This window comes from Qipengyuania sp., from assembly GCF_048550555.1.
In the GTDB taxonomy this organism is placed as follows: Bacteria; Pseudomonadota; Alphaproteobacteria; order Sphingomonadales; family Sphingomonadaceae; genus Qipengyuania.
Genome location: NZ_JBLYYF010000012.1, coordinates 1 through 12,422 on the forward strand (window position 1 = coordinate 1; position 12,422 = coordinate 12,422).

General features: G+C 64.2%; 12 protein-coding genes. 4 read left to right on the forward strand and 8 right to left on the reverse strand.

Annotated elements, in window-relative coordinates:
- Nucleotides 1–13: 13 nt before the first annotated feature.
- Nucleotides 14–445, reverse strand: a complete 432-nt coding sequence (gene rplK, locus ACN4E0_RS02085; RefSeq protein WP_221603399.1) for a 50S ribosomal protein L11 — start codon at nucleotides 443–445, stop codon at nucleotides 14–16.
- A gap of 276 nt (nucleotides 446–721) precedes the next feature.
- Between rplK and ACN4E0_RS02090 the strand changes: the two genes are divergently transcribed.
- The 3 genes from ACN4E0_RS02090 (at nucleotide 722) to ACN4E0_RS02100 (ending at nucleotide 3,364) form a co-directional block, all read left to right on the forward strand.
- Nucleotides 722–1,756, forward strand: coding sequence for a retroviral-like aspartic protease family protein (locus tag ACN4E0_RS02090; protein ID WP_419565040.1), 1,035 nt, complete (start codon nucleotides 722–724; stop codon nucleotides 1,754–1,756).
- A 52-nt stretch (nucleotides 1,757–1,808) separates the two neighbouring features.
- Entirely contained in the window at nucleotides 1,809–2,183 is a 375-nt protein-coding gene (locus ACN4E0_RS02095; protein ID WP_419565043.1) for a hypothetical protein, read from the forward strand.
- 68 nt (nucleotides 2,184–2,251) lie between these two features.
- Entirely contained in the window at nucleotides 2,252–3,364 is a 1,113-nt protein-coding gene (locus ACN4E0_RS02100; protein WP_419565045.1) for a hypothetical protein, read from the forward strand.
- A gap of 63 nt (nucleotides 3,365–3,427) precedes the next feature.
- On the opposite strand, the gene nusG is transcribed toward ACN4E0_RS02100, so the two are convergent.
- Both nusG and secE read right to left on the reverse strand, forming a co-directional pair.
- Nucleotides 3,428–3,964, reverse strand: a complete 537-nt coding sequence (gene nusG, locus ACN4E0_RS02105) for a transcription termination/antitermination protein NusG (RefSeq protein ID WP_370032582.1) — start codon at nucleotides 3,962–3,964, stop codon at nucleotides 3,428–3,430.
- A 27-nt stretch (nucleotides 3,965–3,991) separates the two neighbouring features.
- Entirely contained in the window at nucleotides 3,992–4,195 is a 204-nt protein-coding gene (gene secE, locus ACN4E0_RS02110) for a preprotein translocase subunit SecE (protein WP_419565047.1), read from the reverse strand.
- Between the two features lie 255 nt (nucleotides 4,196–4,450).
- Between secE and ACN4E0_RS02115 the strand changes: the two genes are divergently transcribed.
- Nucleotides 4,451–5,974 carry an alanine/glycine:cation symporter family protein gene (locus ACN4E0_RS02115; RefSeq protein WP_419565050.1) on the forward strand — a complete coding sequence of 508 codons (1,524 nt, stop codon included), beginning with the start codon at nucleotides 4,451–4,453 and terminating at the stop codon, nucleotides 5,972–5,974.
- Between the two features lie 98 nt (nucleotides 5,975–6,072).
- On the opposite strand, the gene ACN4E0_RS02120 is transcribed toward ACN4E0_RS02115, so the two are convergent.
- From ACN4E0_RS02120 to ACN4E0_RS02140, 5 genes are all read right to left on the reverse strand, one after another.
- Nucleotides 6,073–6,234, reverse strand: a complete 162-nt coding sequence (locus tag ACN4E0_RS02120; protein ID WP_419565052.1) for a hypothetical protein — start codon at nucleotides 6,232–6,234, stop codon at nucleotides 6,073–6,075.
- Between the two features lie 33 nt (nucleotides 6,235–6,267).
- The gene (locus ACN4E0_RS02125) at nucleotides 6,268–7,428 is read right to left on the reverse strand and encodes a glycosyltransferase family 87 protein (RefSeq protein WP_419565054.1); all 1,161 of its coding nucleotides are present in this window, start codon (nucleotides 7,426–7,428) and stop codon (nucleotides 6,268–6,270) included.
- Between the two features lie 100 nt (nucleotides 7,429–7,528).
- Nucleotides 7,529–9,352 carry a DUF885 domain-containing protein gene (locus ACN4E0_RS02130; RefSeq protein ID WP_419565056.1) on the reverse strand — a complete coding sequence of 608 codons (1,824 nt, stop codon included), beginning with the start codon at nucleotides 9,350–9,352 and terminating at the stop codon, nucleotides 7,529–7,531.
- A gap of 120 nt (nucleotides 9,353–9,472) precedes the next feature.
- Nucleotides 9,473–11,029: a flavin-containing monooxygenase gene (locus ACN4E0_RS02135; RefSeq protein ID WP_419565058.1), complete on the reverse strand. Its 1,557-nt coding sequence runs from the start codon at nucleotides 11,027–11,029 to the stop codon at nucleotides 9,473–9,475.
- An 86-nt stretch (nucleotides 11,030–11,115) separates the two neighbouring features.
- On the reverse strand, nucleotides 11,116–12,384 hold the full coding sequence (locus ACN4E0_RS02140) for an amidohydrolase family protein (protein ID WP_419565061.1): 1,269 nt from the start codon (nucleotides 12,382–12,384) through the stop codon (nucleotides 11,116–11,118).
- Between the last annotated feature and the right edge of the window lie 38 nt (nucleotides 12,385–12,422).

Genomic DNA, 12,422 nt, shown 5'->3' on the forward strand with positions numbered 1-12,422 from the left:
CTTTGCCATGGTCTTAGCCCTCCACCACGTCGAGGCCCATCGAACGCGCGCTGCCTTCGATGATCTTGGTGGCCTGTTCGATGTCGTTCGCGTTCAGGTCGGCCATCTTCTGCTCGGCGATTTCGGCGAGTGCCGAACGCTTGATGGTTCCGGCCGAAACCTTGCCCGGCTCCTTCGAGCCCGACTTGAGCTTGGCGGCCTTCTTGATGAGGAAGCTGGCCGGCGGGCTCTTGGTGACGAAGGTGAACGAACGGTCCGCGTAGACGGTGATCGTCGTCGGGATCGGCATGCCCTTTTCGAGGCTGTCGGTCGCGGCGTTGAACGCCTTGCAGAATTCCATGATGTTCACGCCGCGCTGACCCAGCGCAGGGCCGATGGGCGGCGAGGGATTGGCGATGCCCGCGGGCACCTGCAGCTTGATATAGCCGTCGATCTTCTTGGCCATGAATGGCCTCCTTTCTCACTGTTGCCGAACCTCTTTCGACGTCCGGCTCATGGTAAGCGGTCAAGCGGTCCGCCCAATGCGATGGGCTGCGGACCTTCCGCGCGGTTTCCCGAAGCTGGCTTGGGAAGGCGCGCACATAGCGTTTTGGCGCGGGAATGCAAGCGATTCGCGGGCCCGCCGGGTCGGCTAGGAATTGCCCGTTCCCCGATCGACCGCAGTGCCACGCCTGTCGAAGGTCCGTGGTTTTCGGCTTTCTTGTGGTATAGTCACACCCTTATGAGGAGAGGTATCAGCTCGATCGTAACCGTCGCACTGATGTGCGGTGGTTCTCCCGTCGCTGCCCAAGGGCAGAAACCTCCCGAATCCAACGACCTGCGCATGCCCAGCCTGCCAGCGGCGGAATTCGACGAAACGCTGGCCATCGGCGGAGAGGAGATCGGGGCGCGCAAATTGCGCAGCCGGATGACCGTGGACGTCATGGTGAATGGCACCGGCCCGCACAAATTCGTGGTCGACAGCGGTGCGGATTCCTCGGTCGTGGGCGAGAAACTTGCCGGAAGGCTTGCCATGCCGGCGGGCTCGCCGGCAATGCTGCACGGGGTTACCGAGAGCAAGCTGGTCAATCGCGTATTGGTGGACGAAATCGTCCTCGGTCCCACGGTGACGACCGACCTCGAGCTTCCCGTCCTCGACGAACGCGACTTGGGCGGCGACGGGATGATCGGGCTCGATGCGCTGGTCGAGCAGCGCCTGCTGATCGATTTCGAGAATCGCCACATCAGCGTCGACGACGGATTTACCCAGGGCCTGGTGATGGATGGCCTGATCGTGGTGAAGGGCCGTCTTCAGAAGGGCCAGTTGATCCTGACCGAGGTCAAGGTAGGCAAACAGAAGGTCGACGCGGTGGTCGACACGGGATCCGAAATCACCATCGGCAATCGCGCGCTGCGCGACAGGCTGGCGCTCAAACGCGCCGGCAATTTCAGCAAGATCAAGGTCTACGGCGTCACCGGCAACGAGATGGAGCTCGATTTCCTGCTGGTGAAGGAATTGAAGCTGGGTCCAATCCTGCTGCGCAACGTGCCGATCGCCTTTGCCGATATTCCGCCCTTCGAAGTCTTCGGACTGGAAGACAAGCCCTCGCTCCTGCTGGGCACCGACCTGATGGAAAACTTCCGCCGCGTATCGCTCGATTTCAAGGATCGCAAGGTGCGCTTCCAGCTCAAGAAATGCGACAATACTTCGCTCGTCCTGCGAACCACGACCATCGCATCGCGGCTGGCGGCCGATCGGTCGAGCGCCTGCAGCTGACCGCATAGCCGATGCTTGCCGGGCCCAAGCGGCCCGGCTAAGCGCGCGTGCCATGGTGCACGCGCGCTCACCCAAGGCGATTTGGCTGCTGCTGGCTGCAACGCTGTTCCTGCGTGCACTCGTGCCCGCCGGGTGGATGCCCGACACCAGCCGCGGCGACGTGATCGTGGCGAAGATGTGCAATTCGGCCGCCACCGTCACAATTCCGCTCAACCGCGAAAAGGCGCCGGACGATACGGCTGCGCATGACTCGGCGCCGTGCCTGTTTGCCGGTTTCGCCGGCGACGCACCCCTGCCCGCCGTCAGTCCGGCTCTGGTCGCCTCGCCCCCAGCCGCTCAGTTACCCGTCGCCGTCCTGGCCAGCCTGCTGCTCGAACGCACCGCTTTCCTGACCCCGCCCGGCCGCGGGCCTCCTGTCGCTGCCTGACCGGCATTACCCGCTGAATGGGTGATGCCGTCACCACGGCCACATCCAATTCACGACAGGAATCAACGATGAAACATGTATATGCGCGCGCCGTCCTGGCGTCGCTACCGCTGCTTGCCGCCCACCCCGTCCTTGCCCAGGACGCTCCCGCCACCACCGGCGGGCAGGACGATCCGATCGTCGTCACGCCCGTGACCCTGCACCCAGCCGCAGGGCTGATGAACGAGCACACCCATGACGGAGGCGAGTTCATGATCGGCCTGCGCTACACGAGAAGCCGGCACGCGGGCTCCAGCCAGTCTGGTACCGATCCCGTATCCGATGCCGAGATCCTCGCCGCCGGCTACAAGGTGAAGGCGCAGGAAATGACCATGGACATGGTCATGCTCGACCTCATGTACGCGCCCAACGACAAGCTGACGCTGATGGTCATGCCGCATTGGATGCGCCACGAAATGACCATGGTCGGAATCGATCCGATGAACACCGGGTCTGCCGGAATGGACATGGACGGGATGGACATGGGTCACGGCCATGCCGGCCTGCCGTTCGGCCAGAGCATGACGCATTCGGTGCAGGGGCTCGGCGACACGCTGGTGTCGGTGAGCTATCGCCTCGCCAACACGCCGAGATTCAAGGCGCATGCCACGCTGGGAGTGTGGGCCCCCACCGGCAAGGCGGATCGCAAGAATCCCGATGGCACCTTCGTTCACTACATGATGCAATCGGGCAGCGGAACGTGGGACGTGGAACCTTCCGTCACCGTTGCCGGCCAGTCCGGCATGGTGGGTTGGGGCGCTCAGGCAAGCTATCGCTGGCGCACCGAAAGCTCGAACGACAGCGGCTTCGCCTTCGGCGACAAGGCGCAGGTGAGCGGATGGTTGAGCTATCTGGTGGACGACGGCTTCAGCCTGACCAGCCGGGTTACCTGGGAACACGAGGGGCAGGTCCTTGGCCACTACAACGACCCCCACAACCACCGGACTCCTGCCGACCGGCAGGAGAATTACGGTGGGGACAGGCTGCTGGCCGGGTTCGGAGCCAATGTCGCGCTGCCATTCGGCGGAAACGAGCGTCCTCAGATCGGCGTCGAGCTGGGCGTGCCGGTGTACCAGAACCTCAACGGGATCCAGCTGCCAGAGGACTGGCGCGCCTCGATTTCGCTGAGCGACACGTTCTGAATCAAGAAGCCCCGCCGGGCACAGCCGGGCGGGGCTTCTTTCGAAGCATCGAATGTCCGGTGCTTATTTGACCAGTTCGACCTGTTCGAAGTCGAGTTCGACCGGCGTCGCGCGGCCGAAGATCGAGACCGAGACCTTGACCTTCTGCTTGTCGAAATCGAGCTCCTCGACGAGGCCGTTGAAGCTGGCAAAGGGTCCGTCGAGCACCTTGACCTGGTCGCCGATCTCGTAATCGACGCTGATGTCCTTCTTGGGTGCCGCCCGGGCTTCTTCCACACCGCCGAAATAGCGCGCCGCTTCGCGTTCGGAGATCGGCTGGGGCTTGTTGTTGGTGCCGAGGAAGCCGGTCACTTTCGGAGTGTTCTTGACGAGGTGATAGACATCGTCGGTCATGTTCAGCTTGGCGAGCACGTAGCCCGGCATGAACTTGCGTTCGACCTGAACCTTCTTGCCGCGCTTGACCTCGGTGACCGTCTCGGTCGGGACTTCGACCGCCTCGACGCCTTCGGACAGGCCCAGACGCTCGGCCTCCGCGATGATCGCGTCGCGGACCTTGTTCTCGAAACCCGAATAGGCGTGGATGATGTACCAGCGTGCCATGTTCTAACTACCCTGTCGAAATGCGGCTCAGGCGATCGTCAGCAGCCAGCGCACGACCGCGCTGAACAGCGTATCCACGCCGAGGAAGAAGACCGAGAGGATGAGCATCAGTATGAACACGAAGATCGCCGTGCGCACCGTTTCCTCGCGCGTCGGCCACACGACCTTGCGCGCCTCGGTCTGCACCTGCCGGAGGAATTCCGCCGGACTGGTCTTCTTCTGCTCTGCCATTGCTCACGTCTCTCGAGTAAAAATCGTGCCGCCTTCCGCCACGTCCCTTTCAGGTAGGGTCTCTCGCCGCCCCGATGCAAGACCGGGAGGGGCTTTTTCGATTCCCAATGTCGGAAGACAGCGCCGCACCTAGGCCCGCGCGGAGCAAAAGGCAAGCGCGTGGAAGCAGCGAAATCGGCCCTTTCCAAGCCGCGCCCGCGCCTCTAGCTTCCGCTGCGATCCACCCAAACGGGACGCATGAGGGGATAATCCACAATGTCTGCAGCCGAACCAGCCGGCCTGGGCGAGCGACTGATTCAACCGGTCACCAATATTTCCGACTTCATCTGGGGCGGGACCTGGAACGGCGAAAGCGTCATTCCGATCCCGCCGCTCGCCGTTGTCCTGCTCGGCGTGGGCCTGTGGTTCATGGTGGGACTGAAGTTCTATCCCATCACCCGCTTCGGAAGCGCGGTGAAGGGGCTCTTCGCGGGTCGCAAGCAGGCCGGCGAAGGCGAGATCTCGCCTTTCGCGGCACTGTCGACGGCGCTGTCCGGCCAGGTCGGCACCGGCAATCTCGCCGGGGTCGCCACCGCGATCGCGCTGGGCGGCCCGGGCGCGGTGTTCTGGATGTGGATCACCGCGCTGTTCGGCATGGCGCTCGCCTTCGCCGAGGGCAGCCTCGCCATCCGCTATCGCGAGACGACCAGCGACGGGGTCAAGCGGGGCGGTCCGATGAGCTACATCGTCATGGGCCTCGGACCGAAGTGGACTTGGCTGGCGATCGTCTTCGCGCTCGGCACGCTGTTCTCCGGCCTCGTCACGGGCAATTCGATCCAGGCCAACGCCATGGCCGACGGGATGAACGAGCTCTTCGGCATTCCCGAATGGATCGGCGGCCTGCTCACCGCAGCCGTGGTCTTCGTGGTCATCATCGGCGGCATCAAGTCGATCGGCAATGTCGCCGAGAAGGTCGTTCCGTTCATGGCGGCGACCTACATCGTCATGGCGCTTATCGCGCTGGCGCTCAATTTCCAGGATCTGGGCGAAACCTTCGGACTCATCTTCCACGGTGCCTTCAACCCACAGAGCGCGGTCGGCGGCTTCACCGGCGCGGCGATCATCATGGCGATTCGCGCGGGCGTGGCACGCGGCCTGTTCTCGAACGAGGCGGGCCAGGGTTCGACCCCGATCGCGCATGCCGTCGCCCAGACCGACGATCCCGAACAGCAGGGCCGCATGGCGATGCTCGGCACCTTCATCGACACGATCGTCATCTGTACCATGACCGCGCTGGTCATCCTGACGGTCGAGGGCAACTTCACCGCCAATGGCCAGCCGGTGATCCACGTGTGGCAATCGGACAGGGTCGGCTTCGAGATGACCAGCGGCGCCTTTGCCGCCGCCTTCCCGTTCGAGATCGGCTCGATCCCGCTGGGCACGCTGATCGCCTCGATCGCACTGATCCTGTTCGTCTTCACCACGCTGCTCACCTGGAGCTATTACGGGGAGCGTGCGATCACCTTCCTCTACGACCGGGTAAAGGGATCGACCCGCGAGGGCGAGAAGAAGCTCCACATGGCCTGGCGCGTGCTGTGGTGCGTGGTGATCTTCATCGGTGCCGCGCAACCCAGCGAACTGGTCTGGCGCCTGGGCGATATCTCGAACGCGGCCATGGCCCTGCCCAACCTGCTGGCGCTGGCGCTGCTCAGCGGCGTCGTCTTCGCGCTCGCGCGCGGCGACCGGACCGCCGGGCCCACGCACACCGCCGAAACGCCCGAGGAACCCGAAGAATACTGACCGGGTTCTGGGCCGAATAAGAATGGGGCCGGAAGTCGCTGCGACCTCCGGCCCCATTTTCTTGTACCCGGCGCCTCAACCTCGACGCCGGCAAAACCTCAGCGCAGGCCGAACAGCCGGGCGAGAAAGCCCGGCTCTTCCATCGGCTGGATCCGCCCGTGCGCCTGAAAGCGCAGCGAGCTGTCGCAATAGGGCTTGGGCTGCACCCAGCGGTCGGGCCGGCTGCTGTGGAAGGACAAGCTCGACATGGTCTTCTCCATGAAACTCTTCCCACCGTCCTGCCGCTAAAAACCCTAGGCCGCGTGTGTGGTTCCCGCACCTGCGCCGCCACGGCTCCACACCAGCGCCAGCAATGCGAGCGCGGCGAGCGGCATGAGGTTGATTCCAAGGGGAAAAGCGAGCGCGCGCGTCGCGTAGGGCGCGAGATAGAGCAGCAGGAGGGCGAGCTTCTCGTAGGGCCGGAAGCCTCTCGCGAGGCCCTCTGCGACCAGCCACAGCGTGGGAAACAGCAGGAAGGGCAGGTCGTAGTTGAAGAGATAGGGCGAGGCGAGCGCGCTCGCCGCGAGGACCGCTGCGCCGGCGCCGCGCGGATCGCGCGAAAACCGCCGATGGGCGAGCGCGGCGGCGGCCAGCGCCATCAGGGCCGACAACGCGCCCGCCGCCAGTCCCGCTCCCTCCCCGCCGAGCAGCCGCGCCTGCGAGAAGAAGGTGGTCATGCGCAGCAGGAAATCGGGGTTGGTCCCTTCCATCAGCGCTTCGCTCGCATGCCAGCTGCTCGTATAGGCGACCAGCGTCGCGCCGCCGAACACAAGCCAGGAAAGCGCGACGAGGCCGAGGGCCACTGCAGCCGCGACAAAAAAAGCACGCCAGCGCAAGCCCGCGGCGAACCAGACCGGCGCGAGCAGCGCCAGATGGGGCTTGATGACCAGCGCGCCGATGGCGGCCCCCGCTGCCGCCGGGCGCCTGTCCAACCGGTCGGCGGCCGCGATCAGCAAGGCGCCCGTCAGCAATCCCGTCTGGCCGTGCCCGGCGGCGATCAGCGCGCCGGGATAGGCGATGACAAGCGGCCACAGCCGCGGAAAGGCACGAATGCCGGACCATGCCCACAGCGCCCATGTGGCCAAGACCCAGACGATCCAGGCGATCGGAAACGGCAGTGCCCCCAGCGGCGCAACGGCAAAGAGGAAGGGCGGCGGATTGACGAAGGCGAACCAGCCTTCGCTCCCGGTGGCGGTCTGGATGCGTTGCTGCACCGCGAGATCGTAGGCCGCAGCCGGATCGCCCGCCGCGGTGACCTTTCCCGCTCCCCAGAAGGCGAGGAAATCGGTGCCCCCGGGCCCAATAGCGTTGAGATAGGAATTGGCCAGCAGCGCAAGGCTGGCAGCCGCGAGCAGCAGCGCATAGCCGCGCACCCGCTCGCGCGTCAGCCAGTCCGCCCGGCGCAGCCAGTCCATCGGCAGGTCACCCTATTTTGCCACAAACGTGCAAAGGGGGTAGCGCGCCGATGTCGCGCTCGCCAGCTGGGCCGGGCGGCAATCCCCGCCCGTACCCGCCTCACCGGGCCTTGGACGCGATCCAGCGGTCGATCTTCGCCTCGAGCACCGGCAGCGGCAGGCTTCCCGTGTCGAGCACCTGGGCGTGGAATTCGCGAATGTCGAAATCATCGCCCAGCTGCGCTTCGGCCTTCTTGCGCAATTCCTGGATCTTGAGCGCACCGACCTTGTAAGCCAGCGCCTGCGAAGGGATCGCGATATAGCGTTCCACTTCGGCGACCACTTCCGTGCGGGTCATTCCGGAATTCTCGAGCATGAAATCGATCGCCTGTTCGCGCGTCCAGCCCTTGGCGTGGAGGCCGGTGTCGACCACGAGGCGCATCGCCCGCAACTGCTCGTCCTGCAACGTGCCGTAACGGTTCCACGGGTCTTCGTAGAAGCCCATCCCGCGGCCCAGAGTCTCGGCGTAGAGCGCCCAGCCCTCGACATAGGCCGTGTTGCCGCCGAACCGCATGAAGGCGGGCAGCTTCTCGTTCTCGCGCGCGAGGCTGATCTGGAAATGGTGACCCGGGGCGCCTTCATGAAGATAGAGCGTCACATTGCCGGTCGTGAGACGGCTCGGCAAATCGTAGGCGTTGAAATAGAAAGTGCCGGGGCGCGACCCGTCGGGGGCGCCCGATTCGTAGGAACCGCCCGCCTGGAACTGTTCGATCGAGGGATCATAGGGCTTGATATCGAGCGGCGTCTTCGGGACCAGCGAGAACAGGTCGCCAATCTTCGCATCGACCTGCTTGCCGATATCGTAATAGGTCTGGGTCAGGGCCTCACGGCTCTCCGGCTTGAATTTCTCGTCGGTCCGCACGTAGTCGAAGAATTCGTTGAGCGTGCCCTCGAAGCCGACCTTTTCCTTGATCGCTTCGAGGCCCTGCTTGATGCGCGCGACCTCGGAGAGGCCGAGATTGTGCAGATAGTCGGCGGTGAGCGGCAGCGTGGTCGTCTGTTCGATCATCTGGGCATAGAGCTTGTCGCCGCCCTTCATCTGGCTCAGGCCGACGCTCTCGCGCGCCGCCGGCAGGTATTCGTCCCGCAGGAAATCGCGCATGCGCGCATCCGCAGCATAGATTTCCTTGGTCTTCGTCTCATAGGCCGCGGTCAGCCGCGCCTTGTCTTCTTCGGAGAAATCCTCGGGGAAGTTCTTGACCGGCTTCATGTATTGCGAATCCTCGATCGGAATCGCAAGCATGGTGTCGAACTGCTGGATCACATTTCCGATGGTGAGCTTGGTCTCCAGCACCCCGCTCTCCATACCCTCGCGAAACTTCTCGATCGCGCGGCCCGAGATGGCGATGTAATCGTCATGGCGCGAGAGGTTGTCCTCGTAATTTGCCAGCGTCTTGAACTGCGCCGCCGAATCGCCGCTGGCGAAACTGGGATAGAAGGTGTGGAAGCCCGAGAAATGATTCACCGGGCGGACTTCGGTGAGTGCCCGGATTTCGTCGGTCTGGCCGCGGAGCGCGGATTCTTCGTTATATTTGAAGACGTCGTAAGCCAGCTGGTCGGTTTCGCTCAGCTTGCTGCGATCGATCAGCTCGAGCTTGGCGAGGTTGAGCTGCGTATCGAGACGGCCCGCGTAGAAGGAGGAATCGGTCAGGAAATCGCCCAGCCGGTCGGCATTCTTGTCGTCGCCGCGGAACAGGCGTCCCAGCGGGTTGAGGTCGAGGCTGCGCTTGTCGGCATCGGCGAACAGGGCGAACAGCTTGTCGTGTTCGCTCGTTTGCGCAGTGGCTTCATTGCCGTCGTGGTGATCGCGCGCTAGCGCCGGACCGGCAGAAAGGACGAGCGCGAGCGCGGCACCCGAAGCGAGGGTGTGACGAACCAGTTTCATGCAAATTACCCCTGAATTGCGTATCGCACCGGCGATACAGGAACTGCGTCATCGAGCAAGCGGGCCCCCATGGCCGTGCGATGTCATTCGATAGACGTCTTTTCCAATCAGTTCCCCGGTTTACGCCGCGACCGCTTCCTCGCGCCGGCTCGCGCCGATCGGGCGATCCCCCGAATATGCGAATTCGGGGGCGTCGTAGGCGATGGCCGGAATTTCCTCGCGTTCGCGCCAGTAATCCTGGTTGTGCCGCCATTCCGCCTTGTCGCCGCGGCGCGGCATCGCATCGAGTCCGCGCATGAGATATCCCGGATTGAAATTCTCGCTTTCGATCCACGGCAGGATGTCCATGCCCTCGTCCTCGGCGCGTATCCGCACCTCGACCCGGTCGACGCCTTGGCTGCGCATATGGTTGAGCAGACCGCAGACGAAATCGCCCATCATGTCGACGCGCAGCGTCCAGCTGGCGCGGAAATAGCCCATCACCCAGGCCATGTTCGGCACGCCGGTGAACATCATCCCGCGATAAGTGACGGTATCGGCCCAATCGACCCTCTCGCCATCGACGGTGAAGGGAATGCCGCCCATGACCAGCAGGTTGAAACCGGTGCAGGCGACGATCAGATCGGCCTCGATCTCCTCGCCCGACGCGGTCCGGACGCCGGTCTCGGTGAAACGGTCGATCGTGTCGGTGACCACGGTCAGCTTGCCCTCTACCGCCGCCTTGAACACATCGCCTTCGGGGCAGAAGGCGAGCCGCTGCTGCCAGACCCGATATTTGGGCGTGAAATGCGGCTCGAACTCGAAATCGGGCTTGCCGGTAAAGGCACGCACGAGTTCCTTCAGCTCCTCGAACACCACCTCGGGCTCTTCCTGGCAGCGGCGGGTGAGCGCATCCTGGTCGAACATGATCTGCTGGCGCACGACGCGGTGAACGGTCGGCTCGTCGACACCGATTTCGCGCAGGCGGTCGGCGAGTTCGTTCTTGTTCTCGCTGCAGAAGAAATAGGTCGGCGACCGCTGGAGCATGGTTACATGCGCCGCCTTTTCGGCGAAGGCCGGGACCACGGTTGCCGCGGTCGCACCCGAGCCGATCACCAGCACACGCTTGCCGCTGAAATCGTAGTCGGGAACCCAGTTCTGCGCATGGACGAAGTCGCCCCGGAAATCGCCCAACCCCTTCTCCTCCCATTCGGGCGGGACGTAGGGATTTTCGTGATCGTAATAGCCCTGGCACATCCACAGGAAATGACAGGTGAAGGTCAGTTGGGCTCCGTCGGCGAGCCGCTTCGCGGCGACGGTCCACAGGCCGGTATCGCGCGAAAAGGCGCAGGAAGCGATCCGGTGACCGTAGCGGATGTGGTCGCCGATGCCGTTCTCATCGATCACCTCGCCCATGTATTTGAGAATTTCCCCGGCGCTGGCGATGGGCGCGCCCACCCAAGGCTTGAAGCGATAGCCGAAGGTGTAGAGGTCGCTGTCGGAGCGAACGCCGGGATATTGGTGCGTATCCCAGGTGCCGCCGAACGTGTCCTTCATCTCGAGGATCGCATAGCTCGCCCAAGGGCATTGCTCCTGCAGGTGATAGGCCGAACCGATCCCCGAAATCCCCGCTCCGACGATCAGCACGTCCACGTGGGTGGCCGCTGCATCGCCCTCGACCGCGCCGACAGCATTCATTCGCGTCTCCTCTCAAGGCAGTGTTTATCACAGCTGAGAGCAAGGCAATGCATTGATCCGCGTCAAATTGCGGGAAAGGCCAGCAACTATTCGATCACGCGCCCCCGGACCATGACCCATTCGACGTTTTCGAGGGTGGAGGTGTCCTCGAGCGGATTGGAATCGACGGCGATGATGTCAGCCGAATAGCCGGGCGCGATGCGGCCGATCTCGCCCTCCATCCCGAGCACCTTGGCGGCTTCCGTGGTCGCGCTGGCGAAGGCCTGTCGCTGGCTCATGCCCTGCGCGACCATCAGCGCGAATTCTCCTGCATTGCGACCGTGACTAAACACCCCGGCATCGGTACCGAAGGCGATCGGCACGCCCCAGCGCAGCGCCTTGCCCATGAATACGCGGGCGGTCTCGGCGACCGCCTCGATCTTGGCCTCGACAACCGGCGTATAGATGCCCTTGCCGAGCCGCTCTGTGACGCCCTTGAAAGCCATCAGCGTCGGGACGAGCACGGTGCCGTTCTTCTTCATCTCGCGCGCGGCTGCCTCGTCGAGATATGTGCCGTGCTCGATCGTGTCGATCCCCGCGCGGCTCGCCGCCTCAATCCCCCGCGCGCCATGGGCATGCGCCATGACCTTGAGGCCGAGCGAATGCGCGGTATCGGCGATGCTCTTCATCTCGGCATCGGTGAAATGTGCTTCGAGCCCGCGGCCCTGCTGGCTCAGCACGCCGCCCGTCGCAGTTATCTTGATGACGTCGGACCCGTTCTGGCTGGCGAGGCGGACCTTCTCGGCGCATTCGACCGCGCCGGTGCAGGTAAAGCCCGTGTCGAGCACCTCGTTGACCTCGGGCCGGAAGCCGTTGACGTCGCCATGGCCGCCGATGATCGACAGGGGGACGCCCGCCGCGACGATGCGCGGTCCGGAAATGAAGCCTTCCGCCGTCCCGCGGCGCAGCGCAAAGCCGCTCTCCGGCCCGCTGCCCGCTTCGCGCACGGTGGTAAAGCCGGCCAGCGCGGTCAGCCGCGCGTTCTTGGCGCCCACGACCACGCCCCATTCGTCGGGCTCGACCGCCTCCTTCCAGAAATCGCCGCCCGGATCGCCTGTCAGGTGGACGTGGAGATCGACCATGCCGGGCGCCAGGATCTTGCCCGCGAGATCCACCATGGTCGCACCATCGGGTGCAGCCTTGAACCCGTCTTCGATGCTGACGATCCGCCCGTCGGTGACGGTGACCGTCGACTGGCCGCGCGGGGGGCTGTCGGCATCGACGATCACGCCGTCGGCGTGGATGATGACGGTGTCAGCCAGCGCAGGCGTGGCAATCAGCGCTCCGGCGAGCGCGAGAACAGTGGCGAACTTCATGGTATCTCTCCCTTGGCAGCGAGAGATGCATGCCCACG